The organism is Nocardiopsis listeri NBRC 13360, from assembly GCF_001570765.1.
Classification (GTDB): Bacteria; Actinomycetota; Actinomycetes; order Streptosporangiales; family Streptosporangiaceae; genus Nocardiopsis; species Nocardiopsis listeri.
Genome location: NZ_BCSH01000059.1, coordinates 1 through 20494, shown reverse-complemented (window position 1 = coordinate 20494; position 20494 = coordinate 1). Strand labels below are relative to the sequence as shown.

Genomic DNA, 20494 nt, shown 5'->3' with positions numbered 1-20494 from the left:
GTGATGTTCTGCGCATCCTGGCAGACCCCGCAACCCCAGTGTGGGCTCGGGTGTCAGCTCGGGTTCGGGGTCACGACCGCCCGACCGTTGACCTCGCCCGCCTCCAGCTTCCGATACGCCTCCAAGGCGTCGTCCATGGCGAACCGCTCCACGTCCGGGCGGATCTGCCCGGCCTTGTACATCTCCACCACCTCCCACAGCTCCGCGACCGAACCCCAGTAGGTGTTGGTCATGTGGGTCTCGTAGGGGTTGGTGAAGAACGAGAACTCGTGGGTGCCGCCCGCGATGCCCACGATGGTGCAACGACCGCCCTGTGCCATGGAGGCCGCCGCCGCGGACACCGTCGGGGCCGCCCCCACGAAGTCGAAGGCCGCGTCCACACCGTGCCCGCCGGTGAGCGCGCGGATCTTCTCCACCTGGTCCTCCCCGGCGCCGACGGTGATCGCGCCCTCCGCCTCGGCGCGGGCGCGCGCGTCCTCCTTGACGTCGGTGGCGATGACCGTGGCGCCGGTCAACGCCCGCAGGATCTGCACTCCGATCAGGCCGAGGCCGCCCAGCCCGATGGCCAGAGCGTACCGACCACCGCCGGCCAGGTACGGCAGCGCCTCCTTGATCGCGTGGTAGGGGGTCAGGCCCGCGTCGGCCAACGGGGCCGCGGCCACCGGATCGGCGTCGCCCAGCGGGACCAGGTGCCGGGCGGGCACCGTCATGTACTCGGCCATGCCGCCGTCCCGGCCCAGCCCCACCGCCAGGTACGGCAGGGAGGCGGCGTTCTCACAGTAGGTCTCCACCCCCTGGGCGCACTGGCGACAGTGCCAACAGCCGATCGGACCGTAGACCAGGTACGCGGCGCCCACCTCGACCCGTTCGCTCACGCCCGGGCCGAGCGCCTCGACCCACCCGGCGTTCTCGTGCCCCAGGACGAACGGCGGCTTCTGGGCGCCCGGCTGCCCTTCCTCGAACACCCGGTAGACGCTGATGTCGGAGTGACACGCCCCGGCGCCGGCCACCCGCAGGAGCACCTCTCCCGGGCCCGGCTCCGGTTTGGGCACCTCGGTGAGTGAGGGGAACTGCTTGTAGTCCTCGAACACCACTGCGCGCATGTGCGATCTCCCTCGCGTGAGGTTCGGTGCCCTCGACCGGACACCGGCGAACCGGGCCTGACCTGCCCTCTCGCCCTCGCGAAGGTAACACCGGCGGTCACGGTGCGTCACCCAAGAAGCGCGTACGGAATCGTCCGCATCGTTTGACCCGATCGCGCCCGCCGAGGCGATGAGTCCAATGCATCCGCCGAGTCGGTATGGGTGAACGACCGAACCAACGACACCGGGAGGACCCCCGTGAAGAAAACCGTCCTCGACAGCATGCTCCTGGCCAGCACCGACCCCGACCGCCTGCGCGACTGGTACGCCGCCGTGCTCGACCCGGTCCGCAACGACACCATGGACGACTACCGGGTGCTCAAGTTCGGCGACTTCCACATGATGATCGACCGACGCGACGACATCGGCCCCAAGGCCGTCGACGCGCCCCGAATGATCCTCAACTTCGACGTCGCCGATGCACGAGACGTCGCCGCCCGCATGGAGGAGCGGGGCACCACGTGGGTCGCCCCGCTGGAGGATCGTGACGGGAGCCTGTTCGCCACCGCCCAGGACCCCGACGGCAACTACGTACAGATCGTCCAGCTCAGCCCCGAGCACCTGGCCGCGATGGAGGCCACGCCACAGGAGGCCTGAGGGCGGGGGAGCCCCACACCACCGGTGGTCGGCGCCCGGCGGAGGGCGCCGACCACCGATCCATGGGCCCAGCGGAAGAAATTCCGGCAAAGGAACGACCACGCCCGAGCCGTTCTGTCGTAGGGGCGGCCTAGCGTGGTGATCGTGGTTGAGCAGACGACGATCGACCAGGACTTCGCCCGGCTCATCGGCCCCTATCGCCGAGAGCTGTACGCGCACTGCTACCGCATGCTCGGTTCGGCGCACGACGCCGAAGACCTGGTCCAGGAAACCTGTCTACGCGCCTGGAAGGGGATCGACCGCTTCGAGGGGCGCTCCAGCCTGCGCACCTGGCTGCACCGCATCGCCACCACGGTGTGTCTGACGGCCCTGGACAAACGTGGGCGCAGACCCCTGCCCACCGGCCTGGGTGGGCCGACCGACAACCCCGAGTCCGAGCTGGCCGACGGCTCGGAGGTCCCCTGGCTGGAACCGATGCCGGACCGCCTCGGGGTGGGCGTCGACGACCCGGGAACCGTGGTGGCCGATCGTGAGAGCGTCCGCCTCGCCCTGGTCGCCGCCCTGCAATACCTTCCCGCCAAACAGCGCGCCGTGCTGATCCTGCGCGAGGTGCTGCGGTTCAGCGCCGCCGAGGTCGCCCAGATCCTGGACACCTCCGTCCCGGCGGTCAACAGCCTGTTGCAGCGGGCCCGTGCCCAGCTGGCCAAGGAACTCCCGCAGGAGGACCGGGTTCCCGCGCCCAGGGCCGACCAGCGCGAGTTGTTGGAGCGCTACGTCACCGCCTTCGAGAGCTACGACATCGGCGCGCTCACCGAGCTGTTCACCGCCGAGGCGGCCTTCGAGATGCCACCGTCCGCCACCTGGGTGCGCGGACCCGAGAACATCGTGCGGCTCATCCACGCCCAGTGCCCGGCCCAGGCGCCCGGCGACCTCGCCCTGGTGCCCACCGCCGCCAACGGGCAGCCCGCCTTCGCCATGTACCTGCGTGGCGAGGACGGCGTATACCGGGCCTTCGGCATCCACGTGCTCGCCATGACGGGGGAGGGGATCGGGCGTTGCTCGCTCTTCTTCGACACCACCCTGTTCCCGCTCTTCGGCCTGGACCCGGTACTGCACCGCTGACCTGGACGCGGCCCTTGGGGTGGTATGCGCACTGAGCGCCAGGTCCGGCGGGCACCCGTGGCTGTACGATGACCGCGTCGACTTCGAACCGGCCCTCACCCGGGAGCGAGCCCCACACCGCCCAGAGCGCCCGCCCGTTCCCCTCAACGAACCCGTGAACCGAACCCGGCGGACGCCCGTCCCAATAGTTCGGGCACCCGGGTGATTCAAGCCGGATTCGCCCCGATACCAGGCCTCGGTGGCCCTCTGATCCGGCTAACGTGCTCAGGGGCCGACCGACCATGGCCCTACCACCTCATCACCCACCCGGATGGGAACCGCGTGAACAGCACCCCTGACCACCGAGACCTGCGCCTGATCGTCACCGGCGGCGGCACGGGCGGACACACCTACCCCGCGCTGACCGCGATCAACGCCCTGCGCAAACGCCTGGAGACGACCGGCAACTCTCTCGAAGTGCTGTGGGTGGGCGCCGCGGGCAGCCTGGAGAAGAGGGTGGCGACCGCCAACGGGATCGCGTTCGAAGCGGTGGCCACCGGCAAGATCCGCCGGTCCAAGAACCCCCTCAAACTGGCTTCCCCCGCCAACATCAAGGACATGACCAACGTGCCCCGGGGCGTGGCCCAGGCCTGCAAGCTCGTGTCCGACTTCGAACCCGACGTCGTGCTGGCCACCGGTGGATACGTCGCCGTGCCCGTCGGCCTGGCCGCCCGCATGTGCCGCAAGCCCCTCGTCGTGCACGAGCAGACCGTGCGCCTGGGGCTGGCCAATAAGGTCCTGGCCCGCGCCGGTGCCCAGATCGCGGTGTCCGCCGAGTCCTCCGTGGAGTTGCTGCCCGACTCCTCCCAGGGCGACGCCGTCGTCACCGGCAACCCCGTCCGCCCCGAGGTCCTCACCGGCCGGGCCGAACTCGGTGCCAAGGGCCTGGGCTTCGAGGGCTACGACGCCCAATTGCCCACCGTCTACGTCACCGGTGGCGCGCAGGGGTCGGCCCAGATCAACGACAATGTCCGGGCGATCCTGCCCTGGCTGCTCGCCCGGGCGAACGTCGTCCACCAGTGCGGAGCGGCCAACGTCGCCACCCTGCGCGAGAGCGCCCAGCAGCTTCCGCCGGGTTTGGCGGAGCGCTACCACCTGACCGACTTCGTCGGCCCCGAGCTGCCCGACGTGCTGGCGCTGGCCGACGTGGTGATCTCCCGCAGTGGTGCCGGGACCATCGCCGAACTCACCGCGTTGGGCAAGGCCGCGGTGTTCATCCCCTTGGCTTCCTCGGCCGGTAACGAGCAGGCCCACAACGCCCGTCACTTGCAGGAGACCAACGCGGCGGTGGCGCTGCTGGGTGAGGTCACCCCCGAGAGCCTTCAGGGCGCGGTGGAGCCGTTGCTGACGGACCCCGCCCGGCGCGAGGAGATCGCCACCAACGCCCGCGCCCACGGGCGTCCGGACGCGGCGGAGCGTCTGGTGGACGTGCTGCTGAACGCCGCTGAGTAGCGGACTCTGCTGGATCGATAAGCATCAGGCCCCACCCGCTGACGAGAGGGTGGGGCCTGAGCGCTGTATGTGGGAAATGGTGTCTTAACGAAGGTCTGCCTTGGCGGTATCGAGGAAGGTCCGCCACTCGCTGGCACCGAAGAAGAGCGCACCGAGTTCACGGTGCTTGGTGTCGCGCATGGCTCTTTCCTGGCCCAGGTCGGCGACCTCGACGCAATGGCTCTCGGTGGCGCTGTAGGAAGACTTGTGAAACTCCACGTCAGACTTCTTTCATAAGGTTTTTTAGTGCCTTTAGGGATTCGTTCTCGCTCAGGGCCGACCGCATCAAAGAGGTGAGTACCTGACGATAGTCATCGACTTCCTCTTTTTTCTCCAGGAACGTGCCCCCAGTGCGCCCTTCCAGGTACACGAGCGAGGGGTCGGACTCGTCGGCGTAGTCCAGGATGACAAAGCCGGATCCCATGGAAGCGTGTAGCCCAGCGCTGAGCGGTAGCACTTGCAGGGTGACTCTGTTGACGCCTTCGCTCAGATCGATGAGGTGCGAGATCTGCTCTTTGGCTACCTCGGGGGAGTGAGACAGCCGCAGGAGTGCACTTTCATCCACGATGGCCAAGAGATTGAGGTCGTCTCGAAGAAGTTTCTTGCGTTCTAGGCGTGCTGTGATTACCTGATCTATGTCGCCTTCGGTGACCGCACCACTCGCTCGTGCGGAAAGTGCAGCGTACCCGGCGGTCTGAAATAGGCCAGGGATGACGGCCGGCTGGTAGACGCTAACGGTGGAGGCCTCCGCTTCGAATCCCAGATAGTCGGCGTCGAGGACACTGCTGTAGCTGTGCCACCAACCTTTCTCCCGGGCTTGGCGGCCTAAGGCGAGGACGGCATCGACCTTTTTGGTGTCCTCGATTCGGTACAGGCGCATGAGGTCTCTGAGTGCGCTGGGGTCGGTCCTGTGCCTGCCGTTCTCAAGATGGTTGATCCGCCCAGCGGCCCAGCCAAGCTCTCGCGTGACCTGTGTGGTCGACAGCTCCGCAGCTTCTCGGAGTCTACGAAGCTCGCGAGCCAGGCGGCGGCGACGCACGGTCGGTGAAGGCCTCTTGCTCATGGGGGAGATGCTAGCGGTCGACGAAGCAGACATACTCATCAATATAGGAGATCTACTTGATCTTATCAATTGATAGGTCCATCCTGGTGTCAGCGGGGAAGAGGATGACGCAGCTCTCGGGGCTACTCAGGTCCGAACACGAACCCGAATGCTGTGGATATGGGGCGAACCGGAAGCGTCAGAGCCTGACCTTGCCACCGGGAGAGCGCCAGCTCATGACCGGAACAGCTTTCCTACGGGTGGCTGACACGAAAGTGGGCTCTGGGGGCGATTGCGGCGCCTCCAGAGCCCAACGACAACACAGGACTCTCTCCATAAGGAGTTGTGCGTCATGCCCATTGTGCCGCGTTCGCGCGCCCCCTTCCACACCCCCACCCCGCCCTTCGCCGGGCGACGGTGGGCTGGTCGCGTCTACTCCGGTGACTTGGCTCAAGCCGCTTGGGTTCGAGAAGACCTGCGTGCCGACCTCCACCGCCTCGAAGGACTGTGCCCGGACCAGTCCGAGGCCATCGTTCTCTGCGCCAGTGAGATGTTCGCAAACGCCTGCGACCACTCCCGCTCCGGCCAACACGACGGCCGGGTCTTGCGCATCCTGTCCATGCCCACCGCCCACACCCTGTGCGTGTCCACCATCGACGACGGTGCCCGCGAAGAAGCTCCCACCCTCCCGCGCATCCCGCACCAGCGCACGCCACCGAATGGGAGGAGGCCGAACGCGGCCGTGGGTTGTTGCTCATCGAACACCTGGCCACCCGCTGGGGGAGTCGGCCGGTGGTGGACTTCCCGTTCTGCGCCGGGCTGGGCACCCTCGTATGGGCCGAATTCACCCTCACCACCACGGAGGCCGATCGGTGAGCGCCGACCCGATTTCCTCCGAGATGCGCGCGGTGCTGGAGGCGCCCCGAGGTCGCCGATTCTCCCGCACCCACTCGGCGCCGCCACGTCGCGAACAGCGCCGGGTGGCCCTCATCGATGAATGGAGTGCTTGGGCGCCCCAACGCCCACATGAACCCACGCCCGCACCCGGCCGGCCGCCGAAACCCCTGGTCCCGCATCCCCGCCCGGACCCTGACGTCGGCCCGTGGGTGCCTCGCCCACGACCGGAACGCCCGCCGCTCCCGCGTCGTCCTCGGCGTCCGCACAGCCACCGCAAGCCCCGCCGACGTCGCCGCATCGCCTGGCCCCTGTTCGGCTACACCTTGGCCGCCTTAGCCGGTGCCTTCGCCCACCACCTCACCACCGGATTGCTGTAACGCCAAGGTTCTCCCTCAAAGCCGGGGCTCCTCCGATACCGTTGACCACAGCGTGAGGAGCCCCGAAGACTCGATCAGTCCCCTTTGCGGAGAAAGGGTCCTGGTGTCCAACTTTCAACAAGTTGCAGATTCGAGCATGTTCGCCGGGTAAAGGCGCAGGTCAGCGATTGCTCCCCGCGCACGCGGGGATGGAGGGGACCACGGCCCCGCCCCAGGAGTTCTTCCGGTGTGCGGGCCGCGCCCCTGTGCGTGGGTGGGTGTCTTCGGGTGCTTGACTAGGTGAGGGGAGGCGGTTCCTCGCTCGGGGTCGGCCTCTCCTTCTGCTCACCGGGTCGAAGGGAAGACCACCTTGGGTGCTCGTGTCGGGCGCGCCGCGTTGATGTCCGTGGGACTGGCCGCGTCCCTTGTGGCCTGTGCTTCCGGGAGTCCGGGCGGCCTTCCCGGGGAAGGTGGCTTCGACTACCAACTGGGCGGGGCCTACCCACCTCCATCGGGGGTCGACATCGTGGTGCGTGACTCCTCCGCCGACCCCGAGTCCGACCTGTACTCGGTCTGCTACGTCAACGGGTTCCAGACACAGCCGGGTGATCTGGAGGCCTGGCGGGAAACCCCCGATCTCCTCCTTCGCGATGAGGACGGGGAACCGGTGGCGGATCCGGGTTGGCCGGACGAGTTCCTCCTGGACACCTCGACCTCGGACCGACGTGAACGCATCGCGGAGGCGCTCACTGACACCATCGATCGGTGCGCCGAAGCGGGCTTCGACGCCGTCGAGTTCGACAACCTGGACTCCTACCTGCGTTCCGATGAAGCCCTGACCAGCGACGACAACCTCGCCCTCGCAACGGACCTCGTGGCCCTGACCCATGAGCGGGGCATGGGCGCGGCGCAGAAGAACACGGTGGAGGAAACCGACCGGGGCAAGGAGGAGGTCGGCTTCGACTTCGCCATCACCGAATCCTGCGGAGCGTGGTCGGAGTGTGATGGCTACACCCGTGTGTACGGCGAGGAGAACGTGCTCGCCATCGAATACCAGGAGGACCTGGAGGAAGCCGGAACCTCCTTCTCCGAAGTGTGCGACTCCGCTCCGCCCTCGCGGACGATCCTGCGCGACCTCGACCTGGTGTCGGAGACCGAAGCCGGCCACGTGTTCGAGGCCTGCTGATCCCCCGGAACGGCACGGGGTTCGGCCGAAGCGACCCGGGTAGTTTCGGGGCTACCGAATGCATACCCGGGGAAGCGAGAACATGGCCCGCAAGATCGCCACCAACACCAAGGTCGACCGCGAAGAACTCCTGGGCTTCGTTCGTCCCCGACACCAGGCGCTGCTCATCACCAGGAAGGCCGATGGCTCACCCCAGGCCTCGCCGGTGACCTGTGGCGTCGACGTCGAAGGTCGCATCGTGGTCTCCACCTACCCCGAGCGCGCCAAAGCCCGCAACGCTCGGAAGGATTCACGTGTCAGCCTGGTCGTGCTCTCCGACGACTTCGAGGGCCCCTGGGTGCAGGTGGACGGCACCGCAGAGGTTTTCGATGGCGAGGCTGCCGTCGAACCCCTCGTCGAGTACTTCCGGGTGATCGCGGGCGAACACCCGGACTGGGACGAGTATCGGCAGGCCATGCGACAGCAGGGCAAGGCCCTGGTCCGCGTCACCGTCGAACGATGGGGCCCGGTCGCCACCGGAGGGTTTCCCGCCGACAAGGCCTGAACGGCCTGCCTCGCGGGGAGGCCGGAACGTACGAACGCGGTGCCGGCGCACCGTTCTACGCATGGCACACGGGTCCGATCTCGGCCTGGGCGCCCGCCGTCGGCCCGTGCCCACCTGATCAGGAAGGAACACCCGATGAGCTTCCCCGGAACCCTCGACCACCTGGTCTACGCCGTCCCGGACCTGGCGGCGGCGGTGCCGGACTTCGCCGAACGCACCGGCGTCGCTCCGTCCCAGGGCGGCCGGCACCTGGTCGGTTCGGCCAACGCCCTGGTCGCCCTCACGGTGAACGGTGAGCGCGCGCCCCACTACCTGGAGATCGTGGGTCCGGACCCCGAACGGGCCGACCCGGGTCCGGTGCGGGTGTTCGGTCTGGCCGACCTGGAACAACCCCACCTGGCGACCTTCGCGGTACGCGTCGACGAGGGCCTGCCCAGCGCCGTGGAGCGGGCCCGCGCGGTGGGGCACGACCCCGGCGACGTCGAGCCCTGGTCCCGGGCCACGCCCGAGGACGATGTCCTGCACTGGCACCTGGCCAAACGGGAACCAGAGACCTACCCCGAGCCGGCCGCGCTCGCCCCGGCCCTGTCCGCGCTCGGGGTGGACCTGGACCTCACTGAAGGCTCCAATCCGTTGCTTGAGGCGGTCCTACGTAGCCCGAAGGGCGAGTTCGTCCTGCGCTGAGTCGAACCGTAGGCTGTTCCCCGCGCACGAACGGTGACAAGCGGGACACAAATGGACAGGGAGTGGGGACGTGAGCGGGCGGCTCGCAGGTGTGCTCGGATGGGCCGGGGTGACGATCATGGCCGGGGGCGTGGTCTTGGCGGTGGTTCACCTGGCCGGGGTCGGCTCCGAAGTACCAGAGGACTTGGCCGTCCCAGGGGTCGTGCTGCTGGCCCTGGCGTTGGGAGTGCCTGCGGCACGGATCAACATCCGACGCGACCAACGCCTTGCCCCGGCAGATGACGAAGAGAAGGGATCCGACACCTCCGGTCTCGTGCTCCGCTCCGTGACCGCCGTGGTGCTCATGGGGTTGGCCTGGTGGACGTTCCCGACTCGATTCGTGTCCGGGGGCGGCCTGTACCTGACTGAGGCGTTCCAGGTATGGGGCGGTGTCGCCGCGATCGTGTCGGGGCTCGTGCTGCTGGTCTTCGCTCCCGTGACGGCGTCCAGTGGTGGCTGGAAAGCCCTGTTCGTCGGTCTGGCCGCTGGTGCGTCGGCCCTGATCGTGGTCATCGCCCTGACCCCGGTCCTCGCCACCCGGGTGGGGGTCGAACACCGGGTCGCCGCAGCGAGCGAACCCGCCCCGATCCCCACCGATGTCACCCGGGTGGGGTGGACGTGGGAACCCGAAGAGTCGGTCCACGAGATGAGGCGTGGCCTCCGAGGCCCGGTCGTTCAATACGGGGACGGTTTCGTCGGGTTGGACGGGGCCACCGGACAAGAGTTGTGGACCTACCGGCGTTCCTACTCCGAGATCCTCGGGTTCGGGTTCGTCCGGGGGGACGAGTCGCACGTCTATTTCATGCACCGGGAGGGCCGCGCGGCACCAGGCACCATCCTCGTGTTGGATACCGCCACCGGCGAGATCGTCCGGGAGGCGACGCTGCCCGAACACGAGGACGCTGACTCCCGGCGGCACGTGAACGCCGATCGGATGATGGAGGTCAAGGAAGACGACGGAGGCGGCTCCGTGGTGGGGTACGACCTCGACTCCGCGGAACCCGAGTGGGAGTACCCCCTGACCCAGGAAACCGGTCGCGTTTGCCTGCCTGGGGAAAGCGTGCGGACGCAACTGTACGGCGACCGTCTACTGGTCTCCCGGACCTGCCTGGACGAGGAACATCTCGACGAGGGCGATCTGGAGAGTGGAGACACCGGTTTGATGCTGGCCCTCGACCGAGTGGGGCGGCCTGAGGACGCGAAGCGGACCTTGGTCGTCTTGGACACCACGACCGGTGATGAGCTCTGGCGTGCGGAAGTGGAGCCGTCCCGACGTTTGGCGTGGGACGACGCCGGCATCGTTCGGCCCAGGTCGTGGAGCGACGGGGACCCCGTGGTCGCGGCCGGGGAAAGTCTGTTCGGCCTGAACACCGGAGAGCCGGTCGATGTCGTCCCCGACCACCCTGAGCAGGAGTACTACCCGTACGAGATGGCGCGCGGCACCCTGGCCGCCGACACCGAGGGCGCTGTGGTCGCCCAAGAGGAGACGGAGACGCTGGGTCCTTGGCGGCTGAAGAGGTCCGACTCCGACGGCGAGGTCGTCTCCAGTGTCGAGGCCGAGCGGGGCATCGGCCACTACTTCGAAGGTCCCTCCGCCGTGTTGGAAGGTGCGCTGGTCTCGCCCCTCAACCCGCCGAGGTCGAGCGAGGTCGTAGAGGCGGGGATCGAAGAGGGTGAACGCGCCGTGTTGGCGATACCGCTGGAGGACACCGACACCGAGCGGGCGGGGACACCGCGCTGGATCCGGTTCGACGGCGAGCGTCTCTTCGACCCCGACCTCGGTTCGGGGAACGTCCGGCACGCCGTCCTTGCAGTTCCCGGGGCGGTCGTCTCCTACGTCGATCACGGGTACCGGAGCGACGACTTTCCCCCCGTCCACGGCCTGGTGCCCTGAGGCCCGGTCGGGGGATGTTCCCGTGTTCCCGGGTTCGTCCAACTCTCGTCGGCCACGGTTTTCCCACCGATGCCGCCGGGTACCGCAGCACCCACAACCTCCTCCCGCGAACCCGACCGAACAGGGGAACACATGTCGCACACCCGCCACCACCGCCACGTGGAACGGGGGCGCCGATGAGCCGCTGGAAGGGGCCCTTGGCACTGGCCGGTGCCCGATGGGCGTGGAAACGGTACCGCCGCCAAGAACCGCCGCCGTCGCCGATCCGACAGAACGCCGAACTCCTCGCCTGGGGCGCCACGGGGGCCGCCCTGGGCGTGGGGGTCTCGGCCCTGTCCGAACGTCGCCGCGCCCGAAGCATGCGCGGCAAGGTCGCGCTCGTCACCGGTGGCTCGCGCGGTCTGGGTTTGCAGCTGGCCCGTGAGTTCGGTGACTCCGGCGCTTCGGTGGTGATCTGTGCCCGGGGCCGTGAGGACCTGGACCGTGCCGTCGCCGAACTCACCGGGCGGGGCGTGGCGGCCCACGGCGTGGTCTGCGACATCGGCGACCCGAAGGCGGTCGACGCGCTGTTGGACGAGGCTGTCGAACGCTTCGGCCGGCTGGACGTGGTGGTCAACAGTGCCGGCATCATGCGGGTGGGTCCGCAGGAGACGATCGCCGACGAGGACTTCGCGCAGGCCATGGACATCATGTTCTGGGGCCCGTTCCACCTGTCCCGCGCCGCAGTCGAACGTATGCGCGGCACCGGCGGCACCGTCGTCAACGTCACCTCGATCGGCGCCTACCTGTCGGTACCGCACATGCTGTCGTACTCGGTGGCCAAACGCGCGTGGGCGGCGTTGTCGGAGGGGTTGGCCGCCGAGACCGGCGGCACCGGTGTGCGGGTGCTGACCGTGGTGCCGGGTCTGATGCGCACCGGTTCGCACAAGGGCGTGCTCTTCTCCGGTGACCCCGAACGCGAGTACGCCTGGTTCGCGTTGGCCGCCGGACTGCCGTTGCTCAGCGTGAGCGCCGAACGTGCGGCCCGCGGCATCGTGCGGGCCGCCGCGAGCGGGCGCGGGTTCCTCATCATCACACCGGCGACCCGGATCGGGTTGGCGGTGCACGGGGTGGCCCCCGGGCTCACCCAGCGGGCCCTTCGCGTGGTCGGTCGACTGCTGCCCAGGGCACCGCAGATAGTGATGGAGCGTCATGGTTCGGAGGCCGCCGACTCCCGGATCGGTCGCCTGGTCGATACCGTCGGCGTCCTCAACGATCGTGCGGGACGCCGGTTGAACCAGCCTTCGCGCGGAGAGAAGGGCAGGCCCCGCGACACCGGCCGTGACACCGGCTCCAAGGACGCCGCCCAGGACCCCGACCTGGCCGGAGCCCGGGTCACCGAGGACGAGGGCGGCCCCGCTCCCGACGGGTGGCGCGGCCCCGACGGCCGGTCCTGACACGGAACTCACCTCGGTCGGGCAGGACCGGACACGAACCACCGATACGGCCGGAGGAGAGGAGGAAGTCGGATGAGCGTGAACCTGGCGGGACGGGCCCTACGACAGCCCGACCCGATGCCACCGGACCCGTTCCCGCCGGCGCCGATGCCGCCCGAACCGGTCCCGCCGGAACCGAGCCCGGACCCGGTACCGGAGCCCCAACCGGTCCCGGAACCACCGGGGCCCGAACCCGAACCGGAACCCGCCTGAGTCGGGGTTCCACCGCTCTCATCGTGGGGCGTACCCGACCGGGTGCGCCCCACGGGGACGTCGGGGCCGATGCGAATACCCTCGGTCACCCCCCTTGACGGCCGCGCCACCACTACCTAGCTTCAATGGGAAACCTTCCTTCCGGATCCGCGTCGCCCCCATCGCGTCCGATCCGCTCCCCGCTGGAGGACAACCTTGGCGCGTCACCGTCCCATCCCCAGGCACCCCTACCGCACCCTGTCCCTGGCCGCACTGGGAGCGCTCCTGCTCGGTGCCTCCCCCCTCGGCAATGGTGCGCTGGAAGGGGCCGAACCCGTCTCCTCCACCACACCGGCCTCCACCGCCCCTACCTCCACCACACCCGAGACCAACGCCATCGCCGAGCACGGACGGCTCCAGGTCTGCGGCATCAAGCTCTGCGACGAGAACGGCGACACCGTCCAACTCACCGGGATGAGCTCGCACGGTCTACAGTGGTTCGACCACTGCCTCACCGACGCCTCCCTGGACGCCCTTTCCGACGACTGGAACGCCGACGTCCTACGCGTGTCCATGTACATCCAGGAGGACGGTTACGAGACCGACCCGCGCGGCTTCACCGACCGGGTGCACGAACTCATCGAAGAGGGCACCGAGCGCGGCCTGTACGTCATCGTGGACTGGCACATGCTCACCCCCGGCGACCCGAACGTGAACACCGACCTGGCGCGCGACTTCTTCGCCGAGATCGCCTCGACCCACGCCGACAAGGACAACCTGCTCTACGAGATCGCCAACGAGCCCAACGGTGTCTCCTGGGACGCGATCAAGGGCTACTCCGAGCAGGTCATCCCGGTGATCCGGGACGCCGACCCCGAGGCGCTCGTGCTCGTCGGAACCCGCGCGTGGTCGTCGCTGGGCGTGTCCGAGGGGTCGGACCACACCGAGATCCTCAACGACCCGGTGGACGCCGACAACATCATGTACGTCTACCACTTCTACGCCGCCTCGCACGGGGGCGGACACTACGACACCTTCGAGCGGGCCACCCAGGAGCTGCCACTGTTCGTCACCGAGTTCGGCACCCAGGAGCACACCGGTGACGGCGGCGACGACTTCGACTCCGCCCAGCGCTACCTCGACCTCATGGAGCGGGAACAGATCAGCTGGGTGAACTGGAACTACTCGGACGATGCCCGCTCCGGCGCGGTCTTCGAGCCCGGCACCTGCGACGCGGGCGGCCCCTTCGCCGGCACCGACGCGCTCAAGCCGGCGGGGGAGTGGATCCGCGACCGGATCCGCATCAGCGGCCTGTCCGCCTGATCCGGCGAGCGGCCTGATCCGGTAGTCGACGGGCCCCGGGGACCAGTTCAAATCGGTCCCCCGGGGCCCGTCACGTCCTACTGCTCGGTGGCGATGGTCAACTCGCCGGCGGGGTCCACGTCCACGACGATCCGGTCACCCGCTCCGATCTGCTGGTCCAGCACCATCCGCGACAACCGGTTGCCGACGTTGCGCTGGATGGTCCGCGCCAGCGGCCGCGCCCCGAACTCGGGCTGGTAGCCCTTCTCCGCCAGCCACCGCACCGCCTCGTCGGTGAAGCGGATCGTCATCTCCTGCGCCGCCAACCGCTCCTCGGTCCGCTTGAGCATCAGGCGGGTGATCTGCGCGATCTCCTCCTCACCCAGCTGCTGGAAGACGATGACCTCGTCGATCCGGTTGACGAACTCGGGCCGGAACTCCTCCTTGAGCCGGCGCATCACCCGACGCTCGGTGTCGGCGTCCATCTGCCCGCCGTCGGTGAACCCCATCGGCCCGCCACCGGTGATGACCTCCGATCCCAGGTTGCTCGTCATGATCACCACGGTGTTGCGGAAGTCCACGGTCCGGCCCTGGCCGTCGGTGAGCCGGCCGTCGTCCAGTAGCTGTAGCAACAGGTTGAACACGTCCGGGTGGGCCTTTTCCACCTCGTCCAGCAGCAGGACCGAGTAGGGGTGGCGACGCACCGCCTCGGTGAGCTGACCGGCCTCCTCGTACCCCACGAACCCGGGAGGGGCACCGGTGAGCCGGCTGGCGGTGTGCCGCTCCTGGAACTCGCTCATGTCGATCCGGACCATGGCCTCCTCGGAGCCGAACAGCGCCTCCGCCAAGGCCCGGGCCAGCTCCGTCTTGCCCACACCGGTCGGCCCCAGGAACAGGAAGCTGCCCACCGGACGATCCGGATCGCCGAGCCCGGCCCGGTTGCGGCGGATCGCCTCCGAGACCGCGGTGACCGCCTCGTCCTGACCGATCACCCGGCCGTGCAGCACCTCCTCCAGGTTGACCAGCCGCTCCCGTTCCTCCTGGGTCAGCTGTGACACCGGGATGCCGGTACTGCGCGAGACCACCTCGGCGATGTCGGCCGGCTCCACCTCGGGGACGGCCGACCCGGTTCCGCGCGCCTGGTGCATGTCGCTCCTGGCGGAGTGGATCTCGTCGCGCAGCCGGGACGCCTTCTCGTAATCCTCGTCCTGGACCGCGCCCTCCTTCTGCTCCTCCAACTCCTTGAGCCGGTTCTCCAGCTCGCGCAGCCCCGTACTGGAGGTCTTCAACCGCAGCCGGACCCGCGCACCGGCCTGGTCGACGAGGTCGATCGCCTTGTCGGGCAGGAACCGGTCGGTGACGTAGCGGTCGGACAGTTCGGCGGCCGCCACCAGGCTCTCGTCGCTGAACCGCACCTGGTGGTGCGCCTCGTAGCGGTCGCGCAACCCGCGCAGGATGTCGACGGTGTCCTCCACCGACGGTTCGGGCACCAGGATGGGCTGGAAGCGACGCTCCAGCGCCGCGTCCTTCTCCACGTTCTTGCGGTACTCGTCCACCGTCGTGGCACCGATGATGTGCAGCTCGCCGCGTGCCAGCGCGGGTTTGAGCATGTTCCCGGCACTGGTCGAACCCTCCGAGGCGCCCGCCCCGACGATCGTGTGGATCTCGTCGATGAAGATGAGCAGTTCCTCGGAGTGGGCGCGGATCTCCTCGACGATGCCGTTGAGCCGTTCCTCGAAGTCGCCCCGGTAGCGGGTGCCCGCCACGATCCCGGACAGGTCCAGTTGGACCAGGCGCCGACCGCGCAGGACGTCGGGGACGTCGTCGTCGAAGATGCGCTGGGCGATGCCCTCCACGATCGCGGTCTTGCCCACGCCGGGGTCACCGATGAGCACCGGGTTGTTCTTGCGCCGCCGGGCCAGCACCTCGATGCACTGTTCGACCTCGTCGTCGCGGCCGACCACGGGGTCCAGACGCCCCTCACGGGCGAGCGCGGTCATGTCGGTGCCGAACTCGTCCAGCGTCGGCGTCCTTGACGGCTCGGCTTCGGGTTGTTCGGCGGAAGGCGCCGGCCCGGCCGCCTTCTGTAGTGACTCGGGGTTCACACCCTGGTCACGCAGCAGCTGACCGACCGGGTGGTCGGGGTTGACCGCCAACGCGAACAGGATGTGCTCGGGCACGATGGCGGGGCTCCGGGTGGCCCGGGAGATCTGGAGGGAGTCGAGCAGGGCCCGCTTGGCCGACGGGGTCAGCCGGGCCGACCCGCGCACCGCGCGCGGGGCCTGGGCGACCGCCTGTTCGATGACGTCCTCCAGTGGCTTGGCGTCCGCCCCGGCGCGCTCCACCAGTTTGCGGGTCGACGGATAGTGCAGCAGCGCCCACAACAGGTGGACCGAGTCGACGTCGGCTCCGCCGTTCTCCATCGCGCGCCGGGCGGCGGCGTCGGCGACCTGCCGGGCCTCGGGGCTCATCAGCTTGGAAAGGTCGACGCGGCGGACGGGTCCGCGTGCGCCGAGGAACCTGGCCAGGAACTCGTCGAAGGACCCGGGTTCTCCACCCGGGCCGTCGGGAAAGTCGTTCGTCATCAGCTCGTATCGTCCCTCGTGCATGTGGTGACAGGCCGCGGCGGTGGCGTGCCCGCCCTATGCGAGCAAGTGCTTGTCGGGCGGTGACGGAGGCCGGGTGAGGCCGTCCGCCATCCCTGTCTCCACACTCCCCAGGACCCCCATGGCCCACACGTGCGAGGCGGGGTGGTTCGGGTAACCCCTCGGTAAGGGGGCCACCATGGAGAACGTCGATCATCTCGTCGTGGACGCGGGCACCACCGGTGCGTACATGCCCACGGGATGCCTCGAAGGTTCCGTCGAGAAGGCCCTGCGGGAACGCCGTGAGCGTGCCCTGCCACGGGTGGTCGGCGAGTTGATCGGCGATGCCGGTCGGTGATCCCCAAGACCCACCTGAGAGGATGGGGACCCATGAACACCCCAGCGCCCGACGTCTCACCTCGAAACGACAGCGCCGAGCTCCTCGCGCGTCTGGACTCGGCCGAACGGCGGCCGGACGCGCTCGCGCTGAGGGCCCGGGTACGTGAACTCCTCCGCCACCGACCGGGCGACACCATCCTGGACGTGGGCTGCGGTGGAGGGACGGCCGTGGCCGAGATGCGGGCGGAGGGGGCGCGAGCCGTCGGCTTCGACATCGACCCGGTCATGCTCCAGACCGCACGGGAGCGACACCCCGAAGCCGAGTTCGCCATGGCCGACGCCGAAAGCCTGCTGCTGCCCGACGGGGCGGTACGCGGATACCGGGCCGAACGTGTCTTCCACACCATCCGCGAACCCGAGCGCGCCCTGGCCGAGGCCCACCGGGTCCTGGCGCCCGGCGGTCGCCTGGTCCTGATCGGGCAGGACTGGGACGCGATCATGATCGCCGCCGATGATGCCGAACTCACGCGAACACTGGTCCACGCCAACGCCCGTGCCATGCCCGACCCGAGCGCGCCCCGCCGTCAGCCCGAACTGCTGCGCGCGGCCGGGTTCACCGGTATCGAGGTGGAGGGCACCGTGGCGGTGTTCACCGACGAAACGGCCGTACCGATGCTCACCGGACTGGCCTCACGTGCCCAGGAGGCCGGCGCGCTGAGCCCGCGACGGGCGCAGGAGTGGATCGCCGAACAGCGTGGGCGCGCCACCTCGGGACGCCTGTTCCTGGCGATCCCCTATCTGATCGTCAGCGCCGACCGAATCTGAATGATCACTGTCACAAGAGGAGAACACTGCGGACTTTGTGTGACTACTGGCCACCTGACCGGTGTCGATGCTAGCCTCGCGATGATTCCCTACCCATCCGGTCTGTTTTTGTAGGAGTCCGTTCTTGAGTACCGACAGCACCAACGAACAGTCCTGGTCCTTCGAGACCCGGCAGATCCACTCCGGGGCCGAGCCCGACCCCGCCACCAACGCGCGGGCCACGCCCATCTACCAGACGACCTCGTACGTCTTCCGGGATACCCAGCACGGTGCGGACCTGTTCAGTCTGGCCGAGCCGGGCAACATCTACACCCGGATCATGAACCCCACCCAGGACGTTCTGGAGCAGCGGCTGGCCGCACTGGAGGGCGGTGTCGGAGCGGTCGCCTTCGCCTCCGGCTCGGCGGGGATCACCGCCGCGATCCTCAACCTCGTCAGCGCCGGCGACCACATCGTCTCCAGCCCCCTGCTCTACGGCGGGACCCACAACCTCTTCCAGCACACGCTGCCCAAGCTCGGCGTGCAGGTGTCCTTCGTCGAGGACCAGAACGACCCCGAGGCGTGGCGGGCCGTCACCCGCCCCGAGACCAAGCTCTACTTCGCCGAGAGCCTGGCCAACCCCGGCGGTAACGTCCTGGACGTGCGCGCGGTCGCCGACACCGCCCACGAGGTGGGTGTCCCACTGATGGTGGACAACACCGTTCCCACGCCCTACCTGCTGCGGCCCATCGAGCACGGCGCCGACATCGTCGTGCACTCGGCCACCAAGTTCCTCGGTGGCCACGGCACCACCGTCGCCGGTGTGGTCGTGGACGCCGGCACCTTCGACTTCGGCGCCCACGGCGACCGCTTCCCCGGTTTCGTCGAGCCCGACCCCAGCTACCACGGCCTCAAGTACTGGGAGGCCCTCGGCCCCGGCGCCTTCGCCGCCAAGCTGCGGGTCCAGGTGCTGCGCGACACCGGCGCGGCCATCGCTCCGCTCAACTCCTTCCTCATCCTGCAGGGCATCGAGACCCTTTCCCTGCGCATGGAACGGCACGTCGCCAACACCAAGGCGCTCGCCGAATGGTTGGAGTCCCGCGACGAGGTCGAACGCGTCCACTACGCCGGCCTGCCTTCCAGCCCCTTCTACGAGCAGTCGCAGAAGTACCTGCCCAAGGGAGCCGGAGCCGTGCTCTCCTTCGAGCTGCGTGGGGGAGTGGAGGCCGGGCGCGCCTTCGTCGACGGCACCGAGCTGTTCAGCCAGCTGGTGAACATCGGCGACGTGCGCAGCCTCATCGTGCACCCGGCCAGCACCACGCACAGTCAGCTCTCTCCTGAGGCGCAGGCCGCCGCCGGGGCCACCCCCGGACTGGTCCGCCTCTCCGTCGGGCTGGAGCACATCGACGACCTGCGAGCCGACCTCGAACTCGGTTTCCGGGCGGCCAAGGCCCACCAGTGACCGAGCGATCCGGTGCTTTCGCCTCCCGTCCCCACCACGGTGGGTGGCGGGAGGACGATCCGGTGGGCGAACGCCGCTGGGTCCACATCGAAGAACCCCTGGAACTGGAGTCGGGCGAGCGGCTACCGGGCGTGCGGCTGGCCTACCAGACCTGGGGGCGCCCGAACACCTCGGGCACCAACGCCGTCCTGGTCCTGCACGCCCTGACCGGCGACGCCCACGTGACGGGTTCCGTCGGGCCGGGGCAGCTCAGCCCCGGCTGGTGGGAGGGGGTGGTCGGCCCCGGGCTCGCCCTGGACACCGACCGCTACTACGTGGTCGCCCCCAACGTCCTGGGCGGTTGTCAGGGAAGCACCGGCCCCTCCTCGACCGCCCCCGACGGGCGACCCTGGGGGAGCCGTTTCCCACGCATCACCCTGCGCGACACCGTCCGGGCCGAAGAGCACCTGGCCGCCGAACTGGGCATCGACACCTGGGCGGCGGTCATCGGCGGGTCCATGGGCGGCATGCGTGCCCTGGAGTGGGCGATCACCTACCCCGACCGGGTGCGTGGGGCCCTGGTCCTGGCCTGCCCTGCGGCCACCACCGCCTGGCAGATCGCTTGGGCCTCGCCACAACTGCGCGCGATCCAAGCCGACCCGAATTGGGTCGGAGGCGACTACCACGACACCGACCAGGGTCCGGTGGACGGACTCGGTGTGGCACGCCGTATCGCGCACGTCACCTACCGGGGTGCGGAGGAGATCGACACACGTTTCGGCCGCGACGCCCAAGGCGACGAGAAGCCCGCCGAGGGCGGCCGGTACGCCGTGGAGTCCTACCTGGACCACCAGGCGGGCAAGCTCGTCGGTCGCTTCGACGCCGCGAGCTACGTGCTGCTCACCCAGGCGATGAACGGTCACGACGTCGGTCGAGGTCGCGGCGGTGTCCCTGCCGCGCTCGCCCGCATGCCCGAACGGACCATCGTCGCGGGCGTGACCAGCGACCACCTGTACCCGCTCGCCCAACAGGACGAGATCGCCCGAATGCTCCCGATCCCCGGTCGGGCGCGAGTGATCGATTCGCCTTACGGGCATGATGGGTTCCTCATCGAGGCCGATCAGGTATCGGGCCTGGTCAAGGAGCTTTTGGAGGGATAAGTCGGGGCGGGTCGGAGCTGGAGGCGGGGCAGCGGGCCGGGGCTATCTGGCCCCGCTTGTCGTCATCGGGTGTGTGGGTGGGGCGCCGGGGCCAGGGAACCTGTTGGTGGTCTGGCGGGGTTTCGGTCTGCTGGTGGGGCGCCTGGGGTCTCTGATTCTTGGG

The 20494-nt window shown here is 68.9% G+C and carries 18 protein-coding genes and 1 pseudogene; 15 read left to right on the top strand and 4 right to left on the bottom strand.

The window, feature by feature from the left end; translation table 11 throughout:
* Positions 1-53: 53 nt before the first annotated feature.
* Positions 54-1103 (bottom strand): NAD(P)-dependent alcohol dehydrogenase, encoded by a 1050-nt coding sequence (locus NLI01S_RS18210; RefSeq protein WP_067606191.1) that lies wholly within the window; start codon positions 1101-1103, stop codon positions 54-56.
* A 237-nt stretch (positions 1104-1340) separates the two neighbouring features.
* Between NLI01S_RS18210 and NLI01S_RS18205 the strand changes: the two genes are divergently transcribed.
* The 3 genes from NLI01S_RS18205 to NLI01S_RS18195 all read left to right on the top strand — a co-directional run bounded on the left by NLI01S_RS18205 (position 1341) and on the right by NLI01S_RS18195 (position 4352).
* Entirely contained in the window at positions 1341-1739 is a 399-nt protein-coding gene (locus NLI01S_RS18205; protein WP_067606238.1) for a VOC family protein, read from the top strand.
* Between the two features lie 135 nt (positions 1740-1874).
* Positions 1875-2861 carry a sigma-70 family RNA polymerase sigma factor gene (locus NLI01S_RS18200; protein ID WP_067606189.1) on the top strand — a complete coding sequence of 329 codons (987 nt, stop codon included), beginning with the start codon at positions 1875-1877 and terminating at the stop codon, positions 2859-2861.
* Between the two features lie 321 nt (positions 2862-3182).
* The gene (locus tag NLI01S_RS18195; protein ID WP_067606187.1) at positions 3183-4352 is read left to right on the top strand and encodes a UDP-N-acetylglucosamine--N-acetylmuramyl-(pentapeptide) pyrophosphoryl-undecaprenol N-acetylglucosamine transferase; all 1170 of its coding nucleotides are present in this window, start codon (positions 3183-3185) and stop codon (positions 4350-4352) included.
* An 84-nt stretch (positions 4353-4436) separates the two neighbouring features.
* Here NLI01S_RS18195 and NLI01S_RS18190 read toward each other — a convergent pair whose 3' ends face one another.
* Complete coding sequence (locus tag NLI01S_RS18190) at positions 4437-4610, bottom strand: DUF397 domain-containing protein (RefSeq protein ID WP_067606185.1); 174 nt, start codon at positions 4608-4610, stop codon at positions 4437-4439.
* A gap of 1 nt (position 4611) precedes the next feature.
* Entirely contained in the window at positions 4612-5454 is an 843-nt protein-coding gene (locus NLI01S_RS18185) for a DUF5753 domain-containing protein (protein ID WP_190318512.1), read from the bottom strand.
* 331 nt (positions 5455-5785) lie between these two features.
* On the opposite strand from NLI01S_RS18185, the pseudogene NLI01S_RS18180 reads away from it, so the two are divergent.
* The 8 genes and pseudogenes from NLI01S_RS18180 (at position 5786) to NLI01S_RS18145 (ending at position 14023) form a co-directional block, all read left to right on the top strand.
* A pseudogene (locus NLI01S_RS18180) lies at positions 5786-6309 on the top strand (ATP-binding protein).
* 777 nt (positions 6310-7086) lie between these two features.
* A complete protein-coding gene (locus NLI01S_RS18175) occupies positions 7087-7872 on the top strand; it encodes an endo alpha-1,4 polygalactosaminidase (RefSeq protein ID WP_067606236.1) in 786 nt (261 codons plus the stop codon).
* An 82-nt stretch (positions 7873-7954) separates the two neighbouring features.
* Positions 7955-8416: a PPOX class F420-dependent oxidoreductase gene (locus tag NLI01S_RS18170; RefSeq protein WP_067606181.1), complete on the top strand. Its 462-nt coding sequence runs from the start codon at positions 7955-7957 to the stop codon at positions 8414-8416.
* Positions 8417-8551: 135 nt separating this feature from the next.
* Complete coding sequence (locus NLI01S_RS18165) at positions 8552-9100, top strand: VOC family protein (protein ID WP_067606179.1); 549 nt, start codon at positions 8552-8554, stop codon at positions 9098-9100.
* 70 nt (positions 9101-9170) lie between these two features.
* A complete protein-coding gene (locus tag NLI01S_RS18160) occupies positions 9171-11033 on the top strand; it encodes an outer membrane protein assembly factor BamB family protein (RefSeq protein ID WP_157091068.1) in 1863 nt (620 codons plus the stop codon).
* Between the two features lie 176 nt (positions 11034-11209).
* The gene (locus NLI01S_RS18155; RefSeq protein ID WP_084392694.1) at positions 11210-12469 is read left to right on the top strand and encodes an SDR family NAD(P)-dependent oxidoreductase; all 1260 of its coding nucleotides are present in this window, start codon (positions 11210-11212) and stop codon (positions 12467-12469) included.
* Between the two features lie 72 nt (positions 12470-12541).
* The gene (locus NLI01S_RS18150) at positions 12542-12721 is read left to right on the top strand and encodes a hypothetical protein (RefSeq protein ID WP_067606175.1); all 180 of its coding nucleotides are present in this window, start codon (positions 12542-12544) and stop codon (positions 12719-12721) included.
* A gap of 195 nt (positions 12722-12916) precedes the next feature.
* Positions 12917-14023, top strand: coding sequence for a glycoside hydrolase family 5 protein (locus NLI01S_RS18145; RefSeq protein ID WP_067606173.1), 1107 nt, complete (start codon positions 12917-12919; stop codon positions 14021-14023).
* 77 nt (positions 14024-14100) lie between these two features.
* On the opposite strand, the gene NLI01S_RS18140 is transcribed toward NLI01S_RS18145, so the two are convergent.
* The gene (locus tag NLI01S_RS18140; RefSeq protein WP_067606170.1) at positions 14101-16587 is read right to left on the bottom strand and encodes an ATP-dependent Clp protease ATP-binding subunit; all 2487 of its coding nucleotides are present in this window, start codon (positions 16585-16587) and stop codon (positions 14101-14103) included.
* Positions 16588-16786: 199 nt separating this feature from the next.
* Between NLI01S_RS18140 and NLI01S_RS25805 the strand changes: the two genes are divergently transcribed.
* The 4 genes from NLI01S_RS25805 (at position 16787) to metX (ending at position 20331) form a co-directional block, all read left to right on the top strand.
* Positions 16787-16945, top strand: a complete 159-nt coding sequence (locus NLI01S_RS25805) for a hypothetical protein (RefSeq protein ID WP_157091067.1) — start codon at positions 16787-16789, stop codon at positions 16943-16945.
* 32 nt (positions 16946-16977) lie between these two features.
* Positions 16978-17751 (top strand): methyltransferase domain-containing protein, encoded by a 774-nt coding sequence (locus tag NLI01S_RS18135; protein ID WP_067606168.1) that lies wholly within the window; start codon positions 16978-16980, stop codon positions 17749-17751.
* Between the two features lie 124 nt (positions 17752-17875).
* A complete protein-coding gene (locus NLI01S_RS18130) occupies positions 17876-19192 on the top strand; it encodes a bifunctional o-acetylhomoserine/o-acetylserine sulfhydrylase (protein ID WP_067606165.1) in 1317 nt (438 codons plus the stop codon).
* Positions 19189-20331 (top strand): homoserine O-acetyltransferase MetX, encoded by a 1143-nt coding sequence (gene metX / locus NLI01S_RS18125; RefSeq protein WP_067606163.1) that lies wholly within the window; start codon positions 19189-19191, stop codon positions 20329-20331. Before NLI01S_RS18130 ends, metX begins: the two co-directional genes overlap by 4 nt.
* Positions 20332-20494 lie beyond the last annotated feature (163 nt).

Bases quoted from the DNA above. Each gene is read 5' to 3' on its own strand.
- NLI01S_RS18165 (WP_067606179.1), top strand. From the start codon at position 8,552: ATGAGCTTCCCCGGAACCCTCGACCACCTGGTCTACGCCGTCCCGGAC.
- NLI01S_RS18170 (WP_067606181.1), top strand. From the start codon at position 7,955: ATGGCCCGCAAGATCGCCACCAACACCAAGGTCGACCGCGAAGAACTC.
- NLI01S_RS18210 (WP_067606191.1), bottom strand. From the start codon at position 1,103: ATGCGCGCAGTGGTGTTCGAGGACTACAAGCAGTTCCCCTCACTCACC.
- NLI01S_RS18185 (WP_190318512.1), bottom strand. From the start codon at position 5,454: ATGAGCAAGAGGCCTTCACCGACCGTGCGTCGCCGCCGCCTGGCTCGC.
- NLI01S_RS25805 (WP_157091067.1), top strand. From the start codon at position 16,787: ATGGAGAACGTCGATCATCTCGTCGTGGACGCGGGCACCACCGGTGCG.
- NLI01S_RS18150 (WP_067606175.1), top strand. From the start codon at position 12,542: ATGAGCGTGAACCTGGCGGGACGGGCCCTACGACAGCCCGACCCGATG.
- NLI01S_RS18135 (WP_067606168.1), top strand. From the start codon at position 16,978: ATGAACACCCCAGCGCCCGACGTCTCACCTCGAAACGACAGCGCCGAG.
- NLI01S_RS18155 (WP_084392694.1), top strand. From the start codon at position 11,210: ATGAGCCGCTGGAAGGGGCCCTTGGCACTGGCCGGTGCCCGATGGGCG.
- NLI01S_RS18140 (WP_067606170.1), bottom strand. From the start codon at position 16,587: ATGACGAACGACTTTCCCGACGGCCCGGGTGGAGAACCCGGGTCCTTC.
- NLI01S_RS18175 (WP_067606236.1), top strand. From the start codon at position 7,087: ATGTCCGTGGGACTGGCCGCGTCCCTTGTGGCCTGTGCTTCCGGGAGT.